General features: G+C 56.9%; 21 protein-coding genes. 5 read left to right on the forward strand and 16 right to left on the reverse strand.

Annotated features, from left to right (window positions below; translation table 11 throughout):
- Nucleotides 1-5: 5 nt before the first annotated feature.
- From R0J87_RS11330 to R0J87_RS11345, 4 genes are all read right to left on the reverse strand, one after another.
- A complete protein-coding gene (locus tag R0J87_RS11330) occupies nt 6-680 on the reverse strand; it encodes a zinc metallopeptidase (RefSeq protein WP_404342270.1) in 675 nt (224 codons plus the stop codon).
- A gap of 73 nt (nt 681-753) precedes the next feature.
- Nucleotides 754-1,872 carry an App1 family protein phosphatidate phosphatase gene (locus tag R0J87_RS11335; protein WP_498886215.1) on the reverse strand — a complete coding sequence of 373 codons (1,119 nt, stop codon included), beginning with the start codon at nt 1,870-1,872 and terminating at the stop codon, nt 754-756.
- Nucleotides 1,872-2,435 (reverse strand): type 1 glutamine amidotransferase domain-containing protein, encoded by a 564-nt coding sequence (locus R0J87_RS11340; protein WP_404346043.1) that lies wholly within the window; start codon nt 2,433-2,435, stop codon nt 1,872-1,874. Before R0J87_RS11340 ends, R0J87_RS11335 begins: the two co-directional genes overlap by 1 nt.
- Before the next feature lie 121 nt (nt 2,436-2,556).
- Nucleotides 2,557-3,438, reverse strand: a complete 882-nt coding sequence (locus tag R0J87_RS11345; RefSeq protein WP_498886216.1) for a substrate-binding domain-containing protein — start codon at nt 3,436-3,438, stop codon at nt 2,557-2,559.
- Nucleotides 3,439-3,587: 149 nt separating this feature from the next.
- Between R0J87_RS11345 and R0J87_RS11350 the strand changes: the two genes are divergently transcribed.
- From R0J87_RS11350 to R0J87_RS11360, 3 genes are read left to right on the forward strand one after another with little or no spacing between them, the layout of a single operon-like run.
- Nucleotides 3,588-4,292 carry an ABC transporter permease gene (locus tag R0J87_RS11350; RefSeq protein ID WP_498886218.1) on the forward strand — a complete coding sequence of 235 codons (705 nt, stop codon included), beginning with the start codon at nt 3,588-3,590 and terminating at the stop codon, nt 4,290-4,292.
- Nucleotides 4,289-5,041 (forward strand): ATP-binding cassette domain-containing protein, encoded by a 753-nt coding sequence (locus R0J87_RS11355; RefSeq protein ID WP_498886220.1) that lies wholly within the window; start codon nt 4,289-4,291, stop codon nt 5,039-5,041. Before R0J87_RS11350 ends, R0J87_RS11355 begins: the two co-directional genes overlap by 4 nt.
- Before the next feature lie 38 nt (nt 5,042-5,079).
- The gene (locus tag R0J87_RS11360) at nt 5,080-5,895 is read left to right on the forward strand and encodes an ABC transporter substrate-binding protein (RefSeq protein ID WP_498886222.1); all 816 of its coding nucleotides are present in this window, start codon (nt 5,080-5,082) and stop codon (nt 5,893-5,895) included.
- A gap of 89 nt (nt 5,896-5,984) precedes the next feature.
- Here the strand turns inward: R0J87_RS11360 and R0J87_RS11365 are convergent, their stop codons facing one another.
- The 8 genes from R0J87_RS11365 to R0J87_RS11400 form a co-directional block, all read right to left on the reverse strand.
- The gene (locus R0J87_RS11365; protein ID WP_498886224.1) at nt 5,985-7,568 is read right to left on the reverse strand and encodes an ABC transporter substrate-binding protein; all 1,584 of its coding nucleotides are present in this window, start codon (nt 7,566-7,568) and stop codon (nt 5,985-5,987) included.
- 39 nt (nt 7,569-7,607) lie between these two features.
- The gene (locus tag R0J87_RS11370; protein WP_498886226.1) at nt 7,608-8,498 is read right to left on the reverse strand and encodes a homocysteine S-methyltransferase family protein; all 891 of its coding nucleotides are present in this window, start codon (nt 8,496-8,498) and stop codon (nt 7,608-7,610) included.
- A gap of 120 nt (nt 8,499-8,618) precedes the next feature.
- Entirely contained in the window at nt 8,619-10,064 is a 1,446-nt protein-coding gene (cysN, locus tag R0J87_RS11375; RefSeq protein ID WP_498886228.1) for a sulfate adenylyltransferase subunit CysN, read from the reverse strand.
- Nucleotides 10,064-11,023, reverse strand: a complete 960-nt coding sequence (gene cysD / locus R0J87_RS11380; RefSeq protein ID WP_498886230.1) for a sulfate adenylyltransferase subunit CysD — start codon at nt 11,021-11,023, stop codon at nt 10,064-10,066. The genes cysN and cysD overlap by 1 nt, the downstream gene beginning before the upstream one ends.
- 191 nt (nt 11,024-11,214) lie before the next feature.
- Nucleotides 11,215-11,949: a phosphodiesterase gene (locus tag R0J87_RS11385; RefSeq protein WP_404463310.1), complete on the reverse strand. Its 735-nt coding sequence runs from the start codon at nt 11,947-11,949 to the stop codon at nt 11,215-11,217.
- Nucleotides 11,950-12,032: 83 nt separating this feature from the next.
- Nucleotides 12,033-12,479 (reverse strand): DUF1249 domain-containing protein, encoded by a 447-nt coding sequence (locus tag R0J87_RS11390; RefSeq protein WP_062361248.1) that lies wholly within the window; start codon nt 12,477-12,479, stop codon nt 12,033-12,035.
- Nucleotides 12,480-12,488: 9 nt separating this feature from the next.
- Nucleotides 12,489-13,139 (reverse strand): NUDIX domain-containing protein, encoded by a 651-nt coding sequence (locus R0J87_RS11395; protein ID WP_404342294.1) that lies wholly within the window; start codon nt 13,137-13,139, stop codon nt 12,489-12,491.
- A 109-nt stretch (nt 13,140-13,248) separates the two neighbouring features.
- The gene (locus tag R0J87_RS11400) at nt 13,249-13,893 is read right to left on the reverse strand and encodes a hypothetical protein (RefSeq protein WP_498886232.1); all 645 of its coding nucleotides are present in this window, start codon (nt 13,891-13,893) and stop codon (nt 13,249-13,251) included.
- A gap of 230 nt (nt 13,894-14,123) precedes the next feature.
- Here R0J87_RS11400 and greB point away from each other — a divergent pair, with 230 nt between their 5' ends.
- Nucleotides 14,124-14,666, forward strand: a complete 543-nt coding sequence (gene greB, locus R0J87_RS11405; protein WP_498886234.1) for a transcription elongation factor GreB — start codon at nt 14,124-14,126, stop codon at nt 14,664-14,666.
- A 53-nt stretch (nt 14,667-14,719) separates the two neighbouring features.
- Here greB and R0J87_RS11410 read toward each other — a convergent pair whose 3' ends face one another.
- From R0J87_RS11410 to R0J87_RS11425, 4 genes are all read right to left on the reverse strand, one after another.
- Complete coding sequence (locus tag R0J87_RS11410) at nt 14,720-15,451, reverse strand: SIMPL domain-containing protein (RefSeq protein WP_498886235.1); 732 nt, start codon at nt 15,449-15,451, stop codon at nt 14,720-14,722.
- A gap of 116 nt (nt 15,452-15,567) precedes the next feature.
- Nucleotides 15,568-16,557, reverse strand: coding sequence for a methyltransferase (locus R0J87_RS11415; protein WP_404463314.1), 990 nt, complete (start codon nt 16,555-16,557; stop codon nt 15,568-15,570).
- Nucleotides 16,554-17,372, reverse strand: coding sequence for a methyltransferase domain-containing protein (locus R0J87_RS11420; RefSeq protein ID WP_498886236.1), 819 nt, complete (start codon nt 17,370-17,372; stop codon nt 16,554-16,556). Before R0J87_RS11420 ends, R0J87_RS11415 begins: the two co-directional genes overlap by 4 nt.
- A gap of 127 nt (nt 17,373-17,499) precedes the next feature.
- Nucleotides 17,500-19,185 (reverse strand): methyl-accepting chemotaxis protein, encoded by a 1,686-nt coding sequence (locus tag R0J87_RS11425; RefSeq protein WP_498886238.1) that lies wholly within the window; start codon nt 19,183-19,185, stop codon nt 17,500-17,502.
- 305 nt (nt 19,186-19,490) lie between these two features.
- On the opposite strand from R0J87_RS11425, the gene R0J87_RS11430 reads away from it, so the two are divergent.
- Entirely contained in the window at nt 19,491-19,820 is a 330-nt protein-coding gene (locus R0J87_RS11430) for a four-helix bundle copper-binding protein (protein ID WP_498886240.1), read from the forward strand.
- Nucleotides 19,821-19,930: the final 110 nt, after the last annotated feature.

A 19,930-nucleotide genomic window follows, 5' to 3' on the forward strand; every position in this document is an offset into this window, starting at 1 on the left:
TTAAATTAGCGCCTTAAAATCACCAGCCAGCGGCCCAGGTTCATCACGCTGGCCAGTGACGCCGCCACATAGGTAAAGGCGCAGGCAGTAAGTACGTGGCGGGCACCGGCCATATCGGCGGGCGGTACGTACTCTTTTAGCAGTGGCAGCGCGCGGTTAAAGCTGGCATCGAACTCTACCGGCAGCGTGACGAGATGCACCAGCGCCGCCGTGCCAAAGCTAATCACCGCCATCACGATAATCATCGCAAGCCCACCGGGTAGCCGCGTCAGCAGGAACAAAAACGGCGCGGCCATCATCAAAATAGCCCCTAGCTTTTCCGCTTTTTGCGCTACCTGCACCAAACGGCTGCGGGCCAGCAGCGGCGCATAACCCTCATGGTGCTGAATGGCATGGCCCACCTCATGGGCAGCAACGGTGACTGCCGTGAGCGAACGGCCATCGTAGTGATCGGGCGTTAAGCGCACGCAACGGGCTTCGGGGTCGTAGTGGTCGCCGTGTTCAGTACGCTCCACCCGCACACCCTCCACGCCCATACGGCGCAGCAGATGTTCGGCCAATTCCGCACCGGTACCTGGGTAATCATCACGCCCTCGGGTATGGCGCTTTAACACCCATTTCGCCCATAGGTTGGGCAGCACAAAAATGGCCAACGCCAGCACAATTAAGAGGATGAGCATCACAACACCGGAACCCGCCAAGTAAGAGAGACATCAACGCTCATTTTTACCACGAATGGCGGGGGAACACAGCTTAGGCAGGCTCGTTACGATGTGCTTCGACATCGCGCTGAACCGCTTGCAGCCCGCGTGCGGAGATATCGCCTTTGGCGTGGGCATGATCCGCCATCAAAATGCTATCGGCGGCCAGCACTAGCTCACACTCAGTGTGGGCTAATTCATCGCGCAGGCGCTGTATCGCAGCTTCACGCTTGGGGTCGCTGTCGACGCGGCGAATGTAAATCGCCTTAATACGATCCGGGTAGGCTTTGACCACTTCGGTGTAAACCTCTGGGTCGTGCTGGCCGCTATCGCCAATTAAGATGCAGGGCATGTCATCGTAAAGCGCGAGCATGCGATCAATCAGATCCCGCTTGTGAGCTTCCGCGCGGCGAGGCCACGGCTTGCGCCAGGAGATCCCCCACTCGCGTAAAAACAGAATAGGGCCCACGGGGATTCGATTCATCTGAAAAAACGCTTCCAACATTTCATAAATGGCCCAGGGGCCACGGGAAACATAAAGAATCGGCCGCTCGGCCTTGTCAGTCTGCCCACGGTAAAGCGCCTGATAGAGCGAGGCCACGCCGGGAAACGCCGTGCGACGATGAGGTTTGCGCACAAACAGCCGGTACAACATTTTGAGTTTTTCAGCTACGCCGGTGAACATCACCGTATCGTCGATATCGCTGATGACCAGCAGGTCCGCTTCCGGGGGCGGTACATACACTTCTACGCTGGTACGAATCGGCGGGTGCCCCTTGGCATGTACCAAAATATCAGCGCGATGCCAGGAAACATCGACTGGCAAGGAAGCAGAAATGGGGATATGAGCATCAAAGTAGCCATCACGGTCAGTGGTCATGCACAGCTCGTTATCACCCACACGGATTTCTACTTTGGCGCCGGACAGCCCACGGCGGAAAACACGCCGGGCCACATCGGCCGTATCACGCAGCATGCCCCGCCTAGGAATGGCGCGGCCGAGTGCCGCCTGGCGGAACACTCGGCCCATCACAAATATTTCCCGCTGGGAACCGTAACCGCGGTAGGGATGTACCATCATCCCGCTGCGGCCACTGTCCCGCTTCATCGGTTTTGCAACAACGTGGGCAAGCCTTTTGGCAAAGCTTGCCCACTGGTGGTACCACGCCATTAAGCGTGCTGACCTGAGTGACGCCCTTCCTGCAGCTCTTCTAGCAGTTTGGCGTTAAAGGCGTCGAGGTCTTTGGGAGTGCGGCTAGTCACGAGGCCGCTATCGACCACTACCGGCTCATCCACCCAGTTCACACCCGCATTGCGCAGGTCTTGGGCGACGCTCGGCACCGAGGTCATCTTGCGCCCTTCGACCACGCCAGCGTTGATCAAAATCCACGGCGCGTGGCAAATGGCGGCGACGGGCTTGCCCGCTTGGAAGAATGCTTTGACGAAGCTCAAGGCATCTTCATTCAGGCGCAGTTCGTCAGGGTTAAACAGCCCACCGGGAAGTACCAGGGCGTGATAATCCGACTCGCTAACGTCTGACAACGCTTTATCGGCGTTATAGGTATCGCCCCAGTCGGTTTCTGCCCAAGCACGAATGCCCTTGCCTTCCGGCGAGACCACATGCACTTCAACACCCTCTTTTTGAAGCGCCGCGCGGGGAACGCTCAGCTCAGACTCTTCAAAACCGTCAGTGGCTAAAATAGCAACACGTTTACCGTTCAGTGCGTGATTCATCATGCTCTCCTTTTCGTGATGAGATTGTCGTGACGAGGTTGCGTCTACAACGACTCTCCAGTGTGGCGCATCTTATACAATCGTCAAGCATCGATACCGAATCAGACCAGTCGCTACGCGCTTAAGCGTTGTACAACACGCGGCCTAGCTGGCTCACATCATACCCCCTCAGCGTACTGGCACGCTGGGCAAACCGGGGCTCTCGGGCAAATTCAAACAAGGCTTGAACGGCAGGCTCAAAATAGCTGCGCCGGTGCATCACCAAATCAAACGACTCCTCCACCAGTGGAATAAAATCGAGCTGCTGGCGTTGCGCCGCCGCTTCCATACCAAGCCCCACATCGGCGTCACCTTGGGCAATGGCTAGCGCTAAATCGTCTTCGCTGAGCGCGGGATGGGCCGCCCAGTTTAACGCTTCATTCGCCACCTCGGCCCGTTGCAGCAAGCAGTTTAACAGCTGAGCGGCTCCCGCACCGGGCTGACGATGGGCAAGCATCGCACTTTGCTTGGCAATATCACTCACCGAGCGAATGCCCAGCGGGTTATCGGATGCCACCAGCAGTCCCTGACGGCGCGTTGCCCAGTGCAGCACGATCAGATCGCGAACACCCCCAAGCCCCAGCGCCGCCGGTTCGTTGTAGCGCCCTGAGGCCGCATTAAGCAGATGAATGCCTGCCAGCATCGCCTTGCCCTCTAGCAAGCGTCGCACGCCGTCGCCACTGCCATGACACAACGAGGCCAAGTCACTCCCGCTCTCTCGCACCGCCCACTCCAATAACGGGTCCTGACTGCCCGCCAACACCATTGGTGGCGGCTGCCGCTGCGCTTGGTCTCCCTCTAGGTGGCTGAGTACCCACATGTCAATGTGCTGGCGAGGGAACAGCAGTTTGCCCGTTGCACGGCTGCAGGGGATATGGCCTTGGCGCACCAAATCGTACACTTTGCGCTCTTTCAAGCGCAGGTAGTCGGCTACCTCTGCGGTGGTTAGGTACTCGCTGTACATGGTCACCCTGCATTTTGCTGCGTATGACTGCATATATTTCAGCAGCCGGTGCATAACTGCAAGTTTACGTACACTATGCAGCCAATCTTTACGCTTTATTAAACCGTCGGCGCGACTCGACGGCTTTTGATGCCCCACTTCAGGTGCTTATGTCAGCAAGTGATAACCCTTTCTACACCGCACTCGCACTGATTCTGGGCATGGACTCAGGGCTGATCAGCATCGTGGCGCTCTCACTGCAGGTGTCGCTGATTGCCGTGCTGATCGCCAGCGCCTTGGCCTTGCCAGTGGGTGCCGCGCTGGCGCTGTGGCGTTTTCCTGGCCGCAATGGGCTGATCGTGGCGCTCAATGCAATGATGGGCCTGCCGCCGGTAGTGGCCGGACTATGTGTCTATTTGCTGCTATCCAGAGCTGGGCCGCTGGGCCAGCTAGGGCTGCTCTTTACCCCTACGGCGATGGTGATTGCCCAGGTGATTTTAGTCTTCCCCATTATTGCCGCGCTGACCCGTCAACAGGTGGAAGCGCTGCACCATGAGTATGCCGAGCAGCTACGTTCGCTGGGGCTTACCCAACTGCGCATGATGCCGACACTGCTGTGGGATGCTCGCTTTGGCCTGCTCACGGTGATTCTGGCTGGCTTTGGCCGCGCCAGCGCCGAGGTGGGTGCGGTAATGATTATCGGCGGCAACATTGATGGCGTAACCCGCGTGATGACCACCAGCATTGTGCTGGAGACCAGCAAGGGCAACCTGCCGCTAGCGCTAGGATTAGGCATCATACTGCTCACCCTCGTCACGCTGATTAACGCCTTAGCGCACGTTGTCAGCGAAGCAGCGAAGAGGCGATTAGGATGAACGCCCCTATCAAGCCGCTCTCACACTCGCCAGTAGGGCATGACTATTCAACCAGCGTGCCTTCCCTGCATTTTCAGCAAGCAAGCTTTGAGCATCGCGGCCACGCCCTGTTAACACCCACAACGCTTACGCTATCCGGTTGCCAGCGCACGCTGATTATGGGCCCCAACGGCGCGGGCAAAAGCCTGTTGATGCGCTTGGCACACGGGCTGCTCAGTCCGAGCAGCGGCCACGTTAGCTGGGAAGGCACGCCCCCGGTGCAAGCCATGGTGTTTCAGCGGCCGGTGCTGCTGCGCCGTTCGGTCCTGGATAACCTCACCTACGCCCTCGCCGTGCAGCGCGTGCCCCGCCGGGAGCGCAAGGCACTCGCCCTTCAGGCGCTAGAAAAGTTTGGTTTAGCGGCCTTGGCCAAGCGCCCTGCCAGAGTACTGTCTGGCGGCGAACAGCAGCGCCTAACGCTGGCCCGCGCATGGCTGTTAAAGCCCGCCGTGCTGTTTTTGGATGAGCCGACCTCCGCCCTCGACCCTGCGGCCATTAAAGCCGTGGAAGACGCGGTGAATGAGTTTCACCACAACGGCACGCGCATCGTGATGACCACCCACGACCTTCATCAGGCCAAGCGCCTGGCCGATGACGTGCTGTTTATGTACAGCGGGCAGGTGTTGGAACACACCCCCGCCGAGCGCTTTTTTGACGCCCCGGTTTCATCACAGGCCAGGGCGTTTATCCGGGGCGAGCTGGTGTGGTAAGCCCCAGCAGCGATGAATAACATCCAAAGGAGCAGACCGTGAAGAGAACCACCACGCTAGTCACCGCCAGTGTATGCACCACCGCGCTTACCTTTAGCGCCTCCCTACTGGCGGATGACAACTTCATCACCCTGGCCTCCACCACCTCCACCGAGAACTCTGGCCTGTTTGATGCCATTATCCCCACGTTTACCGAAGCCACCGGCATTGACGTGCGCGTAGTGGCGGTCGGCACCGGCCAAGCGTTCGAGATTGGCCGCCGTGGTGATGCCGACAGCCTGCTGGTACACGATACGGCGGGTGAAGATCAGTTCGTGGCGGATGGCTATGCCACAGAACGTTTAGACGTGATGTATAACGACTTCGTGATTGTTGGCCCCAGCGACGACCCTGCTGGTATCAGCGACAGCGAGAGCGTGGCCGATGCCTTCGCACTGATTGCCGAGAGCGAATCACCGTTTGCCTCACGCGGTGACGATAGCGGCACAAACCGCGCTGAGCTTCGCTTGTGGGAAGATGCGGGTGTCACGCCGCAAGGTGAGTGGTACCGCGAGCTGGGCAGTGGCATGGGCCCCACGCTGAACACCGCCGCGGGCATGAATGCCTATACGTTCACCGACCGCGCCACCTGGGTAGCGTTTGAGAACCCGCAAGACCTAACGCTGCTGTTTGAGGGCGATGAAGCGCTGTTTAACCAGTACGGCAGCCTGTTGCTGTCGGCAGAGCGCCACCCGCACTTGAAGCATGAGTTAGCCGCCCAGTGGCATGAGTGGCTGGTCTCTGAAGAGGGTCAACAGGCCATCGCTGACTTTAAAGTCGGTGGGCAGCGGCTGTTTTTCCCGAACGCCCAGTAATACTCAGTACAGCCACATTAACCGTACAGCGCCAGCACGCTTTTGCGTGCTGGCGCTTTTTTTTAATAAGCCCGCTGTTCAATGCGCCATCAGCTGGCAATCCACATCTTCTCAACCGAGCGGGTGGCCACTTCTCCCGGCACATCGACATACCCCCGCACGTTGGTGCGATTGGCCGAAATCGAATCCATATAGAGCGGTGCAACGGTGCTGCCTTCCTGCTGATACAACACCTGAATATCGTGGTACATCTGACGCCGCGTGGCCTCATCCTGCTCGCCGCGGGCTGCCACAATCAGTTGATCTAATTGCTCATTGGCCCAGCGCGCTTCGTTCCACGGCGCATTCGATAGATTCACCATCGATAGATAAGCGTCGGCCGTCGGGCGGCTAGACCATCCCGAGGCGCAGAACTCATGCTGACGCCACACTTCCGACCAGTAGCCGTCTGCAGGCACGCGGTTGACCTCTAGCGGTATCCCCGAACGCTGGGCCGACTGCTGATAAAGCTCTGCGGCCGATACCGCGCCTTCAAAGGTTGCTCCGTCGGCGGTGCTTAACCGAATGGGTCTATCCACGCCCGACTTACGCCAGTGGTGCAGCGCTTTATCCGGGTCAAAGGCATGGCTGGGGAGGTCGTTGGTGAAATACGGATTGCTGGGGAACAGCGGCGAGTCATTGCCCACCTGGCCATACCCCTGCACCAGCAAATTCAACAGCTGCTCTCGGTCGAGGGCATGCTTCATCGCTAAACGTACATCCATATTATTGAACGGCGCACGGTCAGCCAGGCCGGGAAAAGTCACCTGGAAGCTTCCCACGTTGCGATTAATCGTGAGCGATGACGCGCTTTCCAAACGGCTGACAATGCTGGGGGTTACCCGGTTAACAAAATGCACCGAGCCGCTCATCAGCGCGGCCACTCGCGCAGTCGCATCGTTAAAGGCGCGAGTTTCAACGCTATCAACGAAGGCGCGATCCGACTTCCAGTAGTTGTCGTTGCGCTTAACCAGGGTACGCACCCCAGGTTCAAAGCTTTCCAGCACGAAAGGCCCCGTGCCAATACCGTCATCGAAATTCGCACCGGCCGGGGTAATGGCAAAGTTCACCTCTCCTAGCAGAGACGGTAAATCCATATTGGGTGCGGAGAGCGTCATGACCACTTCATGGCTGCCACGGGCAGTCAGCTCGGTGATCTGCTCCATATAGCCTTTCACCGCCGACGGCGAATCTTCGGCACGATGGTGGTTGAGCGAGTACACCACATCGTCGGCGGTGAGGGTTTTGCCGTTATGGAAGGTCACACCCTGGCGTAGCGTAAAGACCCACTGCGTCGCGTCGCTCGTCTCCCAAGACTCTGCCAACCCAGGCGCGAGCGTGCCGTCATCATTGAGTTCCGTCAGCGTATTAAACAGCTGCCGCCCCACGTGGTACATGTACTGCTCGAAGTAGTAAGCGGGGTCTAAGCGGTCGCTGCTGGAAGCGTTATCAATCGCTAAAATCAGATGCCCGCCGCGCTGAGGAGTCGCTTCCTGAGCACTTGCCCAGCGTGGCAGTAACAGCCCGCCCAAGGCGCTGGCAGAGACAGACAGTGCTGCTGACTGCTGTAAAAACTGACGCCGTGTAACGCCTGCTATGCGCCGCTCAACGGGCGCGTTACTTCCTTTCGTCATGGGGTGACTCATCCTATGAAATCTATCAACAAGCGGCACTTAACCGCGAACCGCTTCTGCCAGCTTGGCAATATGCTCAGGCCCAATGCCGCAGCAACCGCCAATCATGGTGGCCCCTGCCGCCTGCCAGCGCTGGGCAAAGGCCGCATAGGCGTCTGGCCCCAGGTCATCGCGCATATCGCTAACGCCGGAGTTTGCTGCGATGCGATTCGTTTGGGGCACAAAGCTGTTGGCGTAGACCCCTAAGCGCAGCGTTGCGCCTTGGGCGGCCACCGCTGCCTGCGCCTGGGAAAGCGCCTCTTCCATCACTTCAGCCTGGCTGCAGTTAAACAGCAGTGCTTCACCGCCCGCCTCCAGCACCGCTGACACGGCCTCTTCGACCCGCTCACCGGAGCGTAGCGCGCAGGGCAGCTCGCCATTTTCATCGGCGTCTTTCAGCGTGAACGAGAACCAGCGCGGGCGAGTGTCGTTGCTCAGTGCGCTGGCAACGGCTCGCGCTTCAACCGTGGCGCTCAACGTCTCAGCCAGCCACACGTCTACGTAGGGCGCTTGGCCTGCAATGAGCGTTGCCAGCAGTTCCGGTGCTCGCTTGGCATCAAAGAGTTCCGGCTGATAAGAGCCAAACAGCGGCGGGAGCGAGCCCGCGACGGTCACCGCTTGACCCGCCACGCTGTCACGGGCAAGCTTACCCGCCAGCATGGCAAGCGCTAGACCTTGCTGCGCAAAGCTCTCCTCGCCGATATGAAACGGCACCACGGCATAGGCATTGGTGGTAATCACCTCGGCACCGGCTTGAATAAACGCCTGATGTGCTTGGGTCACACACTCGGGGGCTTCCATCAGCGCCAGCGCCGACCACTCTGGCTGACGGAACGGCGCACCCAGCCGTTTTAGCTCACGCCCTAAGCCACCGTCTAAAAGGGTTAACATCGACTCTCGCTCCTTGTTGTCTCGATCACCAGTGTCACGATCCTTGGTGTCTCGATTCAGCATTACCTAAAAATTGACGCCGCAGAGCGGCGTCAAAGTGTGTCCCTTTATATATAAGCGCTAGCGGCCCAGCAGTGAACCGATATCTTTCGCTTCCCAGTGCGGGAAGTGCTTACGCACCAGCGCGTTCAAATCACGCTCGAAGGCGGCCCAATCAGTGGTGGCGGCCTGCTCGCGGGCGTTAGCAACGCCGCGAATCATGCCAGCCCCTACTGTCACGTTGGTGAGGCGGTCAATCACGATAAAGCTGCCGGTACCCGGACTGGTGCGATAATCATCGACCGGAATAGAGGCGGTTAACTCAACCTCACAGCGGGCGATGGCATTGAGCCCGAGGGAGTCGGTGGCATGCTTTTCCAGCGTATTGACATCAATCTGGTATTCAATGGCGCTGACCTGCCCTGCCGAATCGCGTGTGGCGAGCTTGATGTCGTAGAGCTTGCCCAGTGTCAGGGCGTCTTCGTGCATCCACACGATGTCGGCGCTGAACACGTTCGAGAGCGGGATGTCAGCATCCGCGCTTACAATCCAGTCGCCACGAGAGATATCAATCTCATCTTCCAGAGTCACGGTAATCGCCTGCCCTGGGTAGGCGGCGTCTAAATCACCATCAAAGGTGACCACGCGTGCCACGCGGGACGTTTTACCAGAAGGCAGCGCCTTCACCGCTTGCCCTGGGCGCAGGACACCGGCCGAGAGCGTGCCGCAGTAGCCGCGAAAATCCAGGTTGGGGCGGTTCACATACTGAACCGGCAAACGCAGATCAGTGAGGTTTTGGTCGCGGCTAATTTCGACGCTTTCCAGCAGTTCAATCAGCGTTTTGCCTTCATACCCCTGGTGATCACCGAAGTACCAGGGCGTTTGCTCGCTGGGGTTCACCACGTTGTCGCCGTTCAGCGCCGACATGGGCACAAAGCGGATATCCGGGGCCTGCAGGTTAGTCGCAAATGCCCTGTACTCGTCCACAATATCGTTAAAACGCGCTTCAGAGAAGCCGACCAAGTCCATCTTATTGACCGCAATCACCAGGTGCTGAATGCCGAGCAAATCGGCAATGAAGCTGTGGCGGCGGGTTTGGGTCTGCACACCGTAGCGGGCATCAATCAGAATGATCGCCAGGCTTGCGGTAGAGGCACCGGTGGCCATGTTACGGGTGTACTGCTCGTGCCCCGGGGTGTCGGCAATAATGAACTTACGCTTTTCCGTCGAGAAGAAGCGGTAAGCCACATCGATGGTAATGCCCTGCTCACGCTCAGACTGCAGGCCATCTACCAACAGCGCCAAATCCACCGTATCACCCGTGGTGCCGCTAGTTTTCGAAGCCTTAGTAATCGCTGCCAACTGATCTTCAAAGATCATTTTGGAGTCGTGAAGCAGCCGCCCAATCAGGGTGGATTTGCCGTCATCGACGCTGCCGCAGGTAATAAAGCGCAGCAGGTCTTTGTTTTCGTGCTCGTGCAGGTATTGCTCGATGTTATCGGCAATTAACGTTGACTGGTGCGCCATTAGAAATACCCCTCACGCTTTTTCTTCTCCATGGAACCGGCCTGATCATGGTCGATGGCACGGCCGCTGCGTTCACTGGTTTTGGTCAGCAGCATCTCTTGGATAATGTCCGGTAGCGTAGCGGCGGTAGACTCTACCGCGCCCGTTAGTGGATAACAGCCCAAGGTCCTGAAGCGCACCCACTTCTCCTCCGGCACCTCGCCTGGGGCCAACGGCAGGCGGTCATCATCCACCATGATCTGCATACCGTCGCGCTCAACCACCGGGCGCTTGGCGGAGTAGTACAGCGGCACAATCGGAATCGACTCAAGGTAGATGTACTGCCAGATATCCAGCTCGGTCCAGTTGGAGAGCGGAAATACGCGAATCGATTCGCCTTTGTTGACCTTGGCGTTGTACACGTTCCACAGCTCAGGGCGCTGATTTTTAGGGTCCCAGCGGTGGTACTTATCGCGGAAGGAGTAAACGCGCTCTTTGGCACGTGAGGCTTCTTCATCACGGCGCGCACCGCCAAAAGCAGCATCGAAACCGTGCTTGTCCAGCGCCTGCTTAAGCGCCTGGGTTTTCATGATGTCGGTGTACTTCGCGCTACCGTGGTCGAAGGGGTTGATGTTGGCTGCCCGCCCCTCTTCATTGGTGTGCACGATCAACTCCATGCCCGCTTCTTCCGCCATGCGGTTGCGGAAAGCGATCATTTCACGGAATTTCCAGGTGGTATCCACGTGCATCAGCGGGAACGGCGGCGTACCGGGGTAAAACGCTTTGCGCGCCAGGTGCAGCATGACCGAGGAGTCTTTACCGATGGAGTACATCATCACCGGGTTGCGAAACTCCGCCGCCACCTCTCGGATAATATGGATTGATTCAGCTTCAAGCTGCTTTAGGTGGGTCAGGCGGGCGGCGTAAGGCGCGGTGGGCACCTGTTGCGACGCCGCCGACGGCGCAGAAAACTGGTTCATTACCTACTCCCTCACAAAACGGTGCTTGCTTTTATTGAAACGGCTTTTAATGAAGCCTTTGCAAACATGAACTGCCGCCCAGCGCGCATGAATCGCAAGGCGGGCATTTGTGGGTAGGGTAACGCTAGGTTAATAATAACCCAAAAGAATTAATAACTATCTTTTTATATCATTAGCGCCTAACGGGCGGGCTATACCTCCACTCGCTCAATCCAGGTCTGCCACTCTTGGCCGTGAATATCGACCACGCGATAACCAGGGCGAGAGGCTTCATCAATGGCAAACGCATCGGCCCCCGGCAAAAACTGATCCGCCATGGCAGGGCAACCGTAAACCCCAATATCAGCCCCTGCTGCCTGATGATGCTGGGCATAGGCTTGGTGGGCATGGCCAAACAGGATTATTTTTACTTGGGGGTAAGCGCTAAGTAGCTGCCAAAAGGCGTCGCGGTCTTGCAGGCCGATGGCATCCATCCAGGCGGCACCTACGTCTACCGGCGGGTGATGCATCGCTATCATCGTTGGGCGGTCATCTTGTTCAAGCCGTTTTGCCAAAGCGCTTAAGGCGTCGCTCCCTAGCTCGCCGTGGGGCTTGCCCGCTACCTGGGTGTTGAGCAGCAGTAAACGCCACTGCTCCAAGTCCACTTCCTCTAGCAGCGGGTGTTCTGCAATCATCAGCTCTAGCTGGTCATGGTTGCCAGGAATCCAAAACCATGGGCATGGCAGTGTTGAGAGCGCTTCCCGAGCATGGGCATAGGAAGCAGCGGTCTCATCTTGGCTGATATCCCCCGTGAACACGACCACATCAGGGCGCTCAGCGATGACAGCCTCTAGCACTAGCTGAAACTGCCGCCAGGGCACCCCTGCTCGGGAGCGCGCCTGCTTGTCAGCATGTAAGTGTGAATCGGTAATTTGAATAAGCCGCATCCACCTAGCTCCATTAGCCTAATGTTATTGCTGTTACATGACGGATAACAGATGCCTGGCAGTGCGTCATGAATACAGCGTGTTTAACGTAACTCGGGCATGTCAACGGCATGGCCGTGAGCGAGCCCATGGGCAAGCCACTCGCCTAAGAAGCAGTTAAGCTGCAGCTTTTCATCTGGCTGGTGCATGCGCGCATTAGGGTAGCGGTAGCGGCCGCTAAAATGGCGCTCCCGCTGAAAATCGATGACTTCTGCCATGCGCACATCGTGGTAGAGATGCACACGCATACGCGGCCCTTCGATAACGGCATCCAGCGGCCCACTTTGGGTCACTTCCACCAGCGTGGTGTAGGGCGCTTCTTGTAAAATCGCCAAATGCAGATCACCAAAGTGCTGGTGATCGCTGCGCAGTGCGATATCACGGCGCTGACCGCTCTCCATATCTCCTACTAAGCGCAGCAGGCGCAAGTAGTTGGCGCTGCATTCACCCTGTAGGGTTTTTAAATCGGTGACATAGGCGGCTCTTGCCATGATGACTCCTTACTGGGTTCGCTTGGCGTCAGTATTTGAAAGGGCAGCGCGTTGAGAGGCAGCACGCAGCGATGCCCGCTGCCCTGCCAACCAATGCAGCCCAATCAAAGACATGGCGTTGTCGAGTCTTCCCTGCTCTAGGAGTTCCCAAGCGGTGGTGAACGTTACAATATGCACACGAATATCTTCGTGCTCATCTTCTACCCCATACACACCACCTAAGCCTTGAGTATCCACCAACCCGCAAAAGAGCGTCACACGCTCGTTGCAGGCACCCGGGCTTGGGTAGTAGGTATGCAGCTTGGTCAATTGCCCCACTTGGCAACCCGCTTCTTCCATGGCTTCTCGACGGGCAACATCTTCCAACGCCTCGTCTTTATCGGCGAGGCCTGCCACGAACTCTAACTTCCAAGGGGATCTGGGGTCGTCAATGGCACCGGCGCGAAACTGCTCAATTAGCACCAGCGCATCGCGGTGGGGGTCATAAAGCAGCACGCCCACCGCATCAAAGCGGTTATGCACTTCTCGGCGCATGGTGGCACTCCAGCCACCTTCAAACAGCCGGTGGCGCAGCTCCAGCGCTTCTAGCCGAAAGAAGCCTTGATAGAGGGTGTCGCGTTGGATGAGTTCAACATCATCACGACCAAGCGTAGGGCCCATAAGGCACTCCCGATGATAACAATCGTACTATTATCAATGCTGGCCACCGGGAATGCCAATGCGGTGATTCACCGCGTTATGTCACGATTTGAGGCAACGAAGGGCTGTCTTAAAGCTGGCCGAGTAGCGCTTGTGCGTCGCGGCGCAGCGCTTCATCTGACATCTGGCGATTATCACGTGCCGTACCGTTTACAGCGCGCTGAGCATGCTCACGTGCCGCTTGGGTGTTGCCCTCCTCTTTAAGGAACGCCGCGTAATAGTAGTTCACATCAATGCCATCGGGACGAAGCTCCAGCGCCCGTTGGAACATACGCTCGGCGGTATCGCTGTTGCCAAACCCCAGCGGGCGGCCTGGGGCACGGTCGTAAAGCGCGCCTAAAGTGACATACGCAGAGCCGTTGCCACCAGCAGGGTCTATTTCAATGGCACGCTCTAACACATCGCGGGCATCACCGGCTGTGCCCAGGGCACCTAAACCGCCGCGCTCGCGGGCGTAAGAGGCCAGCACAATACCTTGCCAAATCAACACCTCGTCCTCATTCGGATGCTGACGCGCCAGCTGCTCAGCTTCACTGGCGAGGGCCTTGAGCGTCTCTTCACGCTGGTTGGCAGGCATCTCAGTGACCGTATGTTCCCAACGGTTTTTCAGCGAGAAGACTTCCCCTTCAAATGCCGAGGCATTGAGGGGGCCCAGCGCCAGCGTACTGCCAAGGGCTGCGGCGATAAGTAAGCGAGAAAATGGAATAGCGCGCATAGTCACTCCAGGTTTGTTGTTGTCACGGCTGTTTTTGTAACGTCTGTTTTCGTAACGACTGTCGTTGCAATGGCTTTCGTTGTAAGTCTGATCAAGCCAAGCATCGGCTTACTTAGATAATGTAACGAACGTTTGAATGATTCGCCAGAGAATCGCGCCTTTGTTATCAATTGCTCCTGTAGCGTAAGCTTAATGCCTTCCAGGAGAGCCCTTTAGGAGAGCATTCGCCCATGAAAGGTCGCAACATGACCCGCTGGCGGGATCCGGCCAAAGATCCACGCCAAGCACCGAAAAGTAACTTGATTACCGCAGAGGGCGCCGCGCGGCTACGCGGCATTTTGGATCATCTTGCGCGGGTAAAACGCCCGAAGCTTTCCGCGAAAGTGGGCGAAGCCGCCGCCCTGGGCGACCGCAGCGAAAACGCGGATTACACCTACAACAAGAAAGAGCTAAACCGGGTGATTGCGCGCATCCGCTACTTAACCAAGCGCCTGGATGAGCTACAGGTGGTGGACCGTCTGCCCGCCAATACCGATAAAATCTTTTTTGGCGCACACGTAAGCTTGGAAGATGAAGAGGGAGAAGCGCTGAATATCCGCATCGTGGGCCACGATGAACTCGATACTCAAAAACGCTGGATTAGTATTGACGCCCCAATGGCGAAGGCGCTGCTAGGCAAGGAAGTTGGTGACGACGTCACGGTGCTCACCCCCAATGGCGATACGTTTTACACCGTCACGGCGATTCACTATGGCAAATCTGCTGCTCAGTAACGGATCAGCCGCCTCGCTTTGAGGAGCTCTCAGGCTGACCCTGCCTTATCGGCTTATTCTTCCTCTAACGCGTAGTCAATCGTAGTGACAACACGAATACGCTTAATATGCGGCGTGTAGCTATCCAGATCTTCAATAGAGAAGTAGCCCTGGGTGGCCTGACGAATGCCACCAACGCCGCTGCCAGAATCCTCTGCAAACTGCTGCGCGGCGTTACGGGCATCGGCAGTGGCTGCGGCAATCATTTCCGGCTTGATAGCATCCAGGCCAGTAAACAGAAATTCGGTGCGGTACTCGTAGCTGGGCGACAGCAGCACACCCTGGCGCACTAATGCCGTGGCCTCTGGCACGGCAGCAATCACACCATTTACGTTATCAGTGCGTAGCAGCAGCGTGGCCTCGGCACGGTAGCGCTCATCGGGCCGCTCTCCCCCGTAGGTTTGACTGAACTGGTCGGTAATCCGAGGCGGCGTGACGCTGACCTGTGCAGTATCAAAACCACGCGCTTCCAAAAACTCGCGAATGAGCTGCTCGTGTTGGGATAGCTGCCCCTCAAGATCCGTGAGCGTATTCGCGTTGACCGTATAATTCAGCGGCCACAGCACCATATCGGCGTCAACCTGGCGCTCAGCTAATCCGCGCACCGTCACGCTGCGTGAAGATTGCTGCCACACTTCCGCCGCGCTTTTGACGTGGCTGCCGCTCCATACCAACCCTAGCGCTAACAGCCCGCCCAGTAATAAAGCGCTGCCCAACACCGCCGTATTGCGACCAATGCCTTCCATCGTCCATGCCTCGCTGAATCCAGCCGCCGCGCGCCGCGACTGTCATGATCTAACTTACATCGTTTGATTCATATCACCCTCAGGCGAAGCATAGACGCAAACATCACCCAGGGTGACTACTTTAACGCGCGAAAGACGCGAAAGCGGCGATTGTCAGCAAGGCTGTTAAATTCACCAAAGGCACGCTGCAACTTCTCTGGGTAAGGTAAGAACGCATTGGCTACCAAGATCAGTTGCCCTTTGGGGTTCAAGTGCTCAGAGGCTTGATTGATCAACCGCGTGCTAGGGCCATAGCTAACATCCCGCTCCTGATGAAACGGTGGGTTGCTGACGATCACATCAAATCGTTCACCCTCAAGCGCTGAGTAAACGTCGCTTTCGAGCACCGTGCCCTCTAGCTCATTGGCAAGCAGCGTGCGACGGCAGGCCTCGGCAGCGAAAGCGCTGACGTCTACGGCGGTCACCGCATGCCCGCGCTTAGCGAGCCAGGCGCTAATAATGCCGTCGCCACAGCCCATATCCAGCACCTTCAAAGGCTTTTTAGGCAGTGCGGTTTCTAGAGCTTGCAACAGCAGCTGCGTCCCGTCATCTACCTTGCCATGACCGAACACCCCAGGATGGCTGACTAAGCGCATATCGAGTGCATCAAAGGTTTGCCAAGCGCTATCTGGCACGTCCATCTTCACCGAGCGCGTGGCAAACAACGAGCAGCGGCGAGCGTTATCCAGCTTGTCGCAGACCATGCCCAGCTCGCTAAGCATTTTAGGAACGCGTTTCACGCCCCCCTGGTGCTCACCTACAATATCGATAGGCGTGTTAGCGGGCAGAACATCGCACAGCCACGACAACCACCACATGCCCAGTTGATGCGTTTTAGGCCAAAACAGTACGACTTGGTCGGTGGGCGGTGCTTCCACCGGTGAAAAAGGGCTTAGCGCAAGACGCTCGCTCGCCTGCCACTGCTGGCGCAGTGCCAGGCTGTCACTCACCATCGCCGCTGAATGGCTCAATAACCACGCATCCTCAGGAGGGGCTACCGGCCATAATTGGGCGGCCTGCCCGTAGTAACGTTCAAGGAGCTGGCACGCAGGCAGTTGGGCACTCATACATTCGCCTCAGGTTTGGTAACGGTATAAAGCAAGTAGCGACCTAAGCGCCAATGAGGGTCTTGCTGACAGTACTGTTTTTCTAGCGCCAGCAAGGCCTCTTGGTCGCTCACCTTTTCAGGCGGCTGGCGCACATAGTCCTGAAAAATACGGATGCCCGCGACGCTCTCAATGCGTAAGCCGTTATGGCTTACCCACTGGCAAATCTCATCATGGGTCACGGGAGAGATAGGGGTTAAACGCTGTCGTTTACCTTTACCTTCTAACTGATCACTTAGCGCTTTCTGGTAGTTCCCCTTCACCACGTTTGAAAAACGCAGCGCATCGCGATTAAACACCATCAGGCTGAGCTGACCACCAGGAGCAAGCAGCGTTGCCAGGGTTTGCAGCGCTTGCTCGGGATTGCCCAGCCACTCCAGCACCGCATGGCAAGTAATCAGTGGCCAGGGGCCTGGAGTTTGAGTGGTTAGCGCTTGTAAGGGGGCATCGACATAACGCAGTTGATCACCCTGCCAACCACCTGAGGCTACCTGTTCAGCATGCCAGGCCTTGGCATGGGCCAGCATGTCGTTAGAAGGTTCCGCCATGGTAACAGCGTGGCCACGCGACGCTAGCCAACCGGACAGTTGACCCAACCCACCACCGACATCCAGTACGGGCTGGGCCTGCAAGCTCAACATGTGCGGCAGCAGATAATCTAGCATCGCCAGGCGCAGCTCACCTCGAGGCGCTTGATAAAGCGAGCGGGAGAACTTATCCGCCAAGCCATCGAAGTAGCGGTCGCCCGCGTCGGTTAGTTCGTAGGTTGGGTGCATGCCACTAGCAATCATATTAAAAAGGGGCGCTAGTTTACCCGTTATCACCATGAAAAGCGCACCCACGGCAACGTGAACAGGACAGCGTTCAACGCCTTGCCATGGGTGCGCAGGCTACGTTACCGGGTTAGAACTGCTCCCAATCATCCGCTGCGGAGTGTTTGGAAGGCAGCGCCTTAGCGCGTGGCTTTTCAAGCCCTAAAGATTGCCCGGAAGATGGTGGGCGGCGTAGCGCTGGTAGAGGCTGAATACCGCCTTGGGATGTCCTGAAAGCGTTAACGCTATTGGTTAATGAAGCGGCTTCGCCACTTAATGTGTCAGCCACTCGGCGGTAACTCTCCATATCTGACGCACTGGCTTGGGTGGTACTGTCAATCTCGGCAATGGCGAGACCGATCTGGGCCACTCCGTCGCTTTGCTCGCTGGCGGCTCGGCTGATCTCTTCCATGAGGTCGTTCACGCGCTGGCTAGCGTGGCGAATACGCTGTGTGGCGGCTTGGGTTTCTCGGGTGTGGGCAGCACTCTCCAGCACACTTTGATTGGTATCCACAATCATGCGCTGAACTTCTTTCGCCGCTTCGGCAGTTTGATTAGAGAGCTTGCGCACTTCTTGGGCCACCACGGCGAACCCACGCCCGTGTTCGCCTGCACGCGCGGCTTCCACCGAGGCGTTAAGGGCTAAAATATTGGTCTGGAACGCAATCGCATCAATGGTTTGCACCATGTGCTTCATACGCTCGGACTGCTTGGTGAGCGCTTCCATGGCATGGGCCAATTCATCGGTTAAGCGCGTTGCGGTGCCCACTTCCGCCAAGTTGGTATCTGCCGCTTTACTCGCCAGTTGCGCATTTGATGCGCTTTGACGCACGGTGCTAGAAATTTCTTCCATACTGGCGGCGGTTTCTTGCACTGCGGAGGCCTGCTGTTCAAGCCGGTCAGCCATGTTGGTGTTGTTGTTCAGAATTTGATTCACCACTGGCCCAATGGCCTCCATATTGCGCTGAATATCGCTCGCAGTGGAGAGCAGAGAGCGCCGCATGAGCTGCAGCGCGTCCAAGGTTTGGCGCAGCGATTGACGGCTGGTGGAAGGTATCACCGTATTTAAGTTGCCCGCTGCCAGCTGCAGTGCAATATCCTTCAGCGATGCGACCGAGCGGTTCAGCGAGCCAAGCAAAAGGGCATTCACCGACCAAATGGAACTCACCAGCACCAGGGCGAGCACTCCTAGCGACCAACCGGTCAAGCCAAATCGTTGAGCGACCCACAGCCCTGCGCCAAGCAGCGCAGCGCTCGCTATTGAAGAGCCAATCACACGCGCTTTTACGCCCTCCCACTGGAAGGATGGCAGCTTGCCGCGCAGGCCTTTGCGCTTTAACTTTCCACGCTTTAAGTAGTAAGGGCAGTTATTTTCGCGCATCTGGCGGTACAGGTGATCAAAGTAGCGCGCCTTCTCTTCCCCGGCGTAAGAACGCAGCGAGGCATAGCCCTGCAACTCGCCTTTATCAATGACGGGCACCACATTGGCATGGACCCAGTAATGGTCGCCGTTTTTACGACGGTTTTTGACATAGCCTTGCCAGGAAAGTCCCTCGCGCAACGTTGCCCACATATCACGGTAAACCTCGGGCGGCATATCCGGATGACGAACCACGTTATGAGGCTCGTTCATCAACTCCTCAATGGAAAACCCGCTCACCTCGATAAAGCGCGGATTGGCATAGGTGATATACCCATTGATATCCGTACGGGAGATTAAGAAGTCGTCTGGTTCAATCGGATAGTTGGTTTGTGATACATAGCCATTGTTACGCATAGCCCACCTGTTTATGAAAATAGCTTTTATGAGAATAGCTATTTATTAAAATAGCGTTGCCTATCTACAAGCCCTATAGGCGTACTATGGCTCAGGGCTTAACAAAAGTAACGGCAGTGGGAAGCACTGTGACATTTGTTGACATTCAGCCCCTATAAAAGCTGTACAACACTTAAAAACCATCTTTAAAAATTAAACAATATTAAAAAGACTGTATACCAAGGCATCTAAGCTTCCTATCAGCTAGCCTTAAACCACAGCCACCGAAAGAGAAGCTTTCTCATTTATTGACAAAGGAGCCGACAATGGACTTTGGAGCTCTTAAGGAAAAAATTGAAGCCTGCCATATCTGCGCCGCTTATTGCGACAAATGCGCCACCCTGTGCCTGCAAGAGAAAGAGGTACAAAAAATGGCCGAGTGCATCCGCATGGATATCCAGTGTGCGCAGATTTGCCGTTTAGCCGCGTCTTTTATGGCACAAAATAGCGAATATGCCGATGATATCGGTCAACTTTGCGCTGACATCTGTCAAAAATGCGCCGACGAGTGCGCCAAGCACGACGCGGACCACTGCCAAGAGTGTGCCAATGCTTGCCAGCAGTGTGCTAATGCGTGTGCCAACATTGCCGCTTAACAGATGAATCCTCATCCTCACTCCCTAGCCGTGCTCTAGTAGCACAGCGTTTACTTGTAGCCTTATTCATCCAGTGGGCTTGCGCTTAATGATAGGCAACGGCTGCTACG

The organism is Halomonas sp. SIMBA_159 (genome assembly GCF_046536035.1).
Taxonomy (GTDB): Bacteria; Pseudomonadota; Gammaproteobacteria; order Pseudomonadales; family Halomonadaceae; genus Vreelandella; species Vreelandella venusta_A.

Coding starts and splice junctions, on each gene's coding strand:
- cysN (WP_498886228.1), bottom strand. CDS start 10,064: ATGGCGCACCAGTCAACGTTAATTGCCGATAACATCGAGCAATACCTG.
- greB (WP_498886234.1), top strand. CDS start 14,124: ATGAAAGGTCGCAACATGACCCGCTGGCGGGATCCGGCCAAAGATCCA.
- R0J87_RS11370 (WP_498886226.1), bottom strand. CDS start 8,498: ATGTTAACCCTTTTAGACGGTGGCTTAGGGCGTGAGCTAAAACGGCTG.
- R0J87_RS11365 (WP_498886224.1), bottom strand. CDS start 7,568: ATGACGAAAGGAAGTAACGCGCCCGTTGAGCGGCGCATAGCAGGCGTT.
- R0J87_RS11415 (WP_404463314.1), bottom strand. CDS start 16,557: ATGAGTGCCCAACTGCCTGCGTGCCAGCTCCTTGAACGTTACTACGGG.
- R0J87_RS11350 (WP_498886218.1), top strand. CDS start 3,588: ATGTCAGCAAGTGATAACCCTTTCTACACCGCACTCGCACTGATTCTG.
- R0J87_RS11340 (WP_404346043.1), bottom strand. CDS start 2,435: ATGAATCACGCACTGAACGGTAAACGTGTTGCTATTTTAGCCACTGAC.
- R0J87_RS11400 (WP_498886232.1), bottom strand. CDS start 13,893: ATGCGCGCTATTCCATTTTCTCGCTTACTTATCGCCGCAGCCCTTGGC.
- R0J87_RS11390 (WP_062361248.1), bottom strand. CDS start 12,479: ATGGCAAGAGCCGCCTATGTCACCGATTTAAAAACCCTACAGGGTGAA.
- R0J87_RS11355 (WP_498886220.1), top strand. CDS start 4,289: ATGAACGCCCCTATCAAGCCGCTCTCACACTCGCCAGTAGGGCATGAC.
- R0J87_RS11420 (WP_498886236.1), bottom strand. CDS start 17,372: ATGCACCCAACCTACGAACTAACCGACGCGGGCGACCGCTACTTCGAT.
- R0J87_RS11410 (WP_498886235.1), bottom strand. CDS start 15,451: ATGGAAGGCATTGGTCGCAATACGGCGGTGTTGGGCAGCGCTTTATTA.
- cysD (WP_498886230.1), bottom strand. CDS start 11,023: ATGAACCAGTTTTCTGCGCCGTCGGCGGCGTCGCAACAGGTGCCCACC.
- R0J87_RS11385 (WP_404463310.1), bottom strand. CDS start 11,949: ATGCGGCTTATTCAAATTACCGATTCACACTTACATGCTGACAAGCAG.
- R0J87_RS11425 (WP_498886238.1), bottom strand. CDS start 19,185: ATGCGTAACAATGGCTATGTATCACAAACCAACTATCCGATTGAACCA.
- R0J87_RS11430 (WP_498886240.1), top strand. CDS start 19,491: ATGGACTTTGGAGCTCTTAAGGAAAAAATTGAAGCCTGCCATATCTGC.
- R0J87_RS11395 (WP_404342294.1), bottom strand. CDS start 13,139: ATGGGCCCTACGCTTGGTCGTGATGATGTTGAACTCATCCAACGCGAC.
- R0J87_RS11345 (WP_498886216.1), bottom strand. CDS start 3,438: ATGTACAGCGAGTACCTAACCACCGCAGAGGTAGCCGACTACCTGCGC.
- R0J87_RS11330 (WP_404342270.1), bottom strand. CDS start 680: ATGCTCATCCTCTTAATTGTGCTGGCGTTGGCCATTTTTGTGCTGCCC.
- R0J87_RS11335 (WP_498886215.1), bottom strand. CDS start 1,872: ATGGCGTGGTACCACCAGTGGGCAAGCTTTGCCAAAAGGCTTGCCCAC.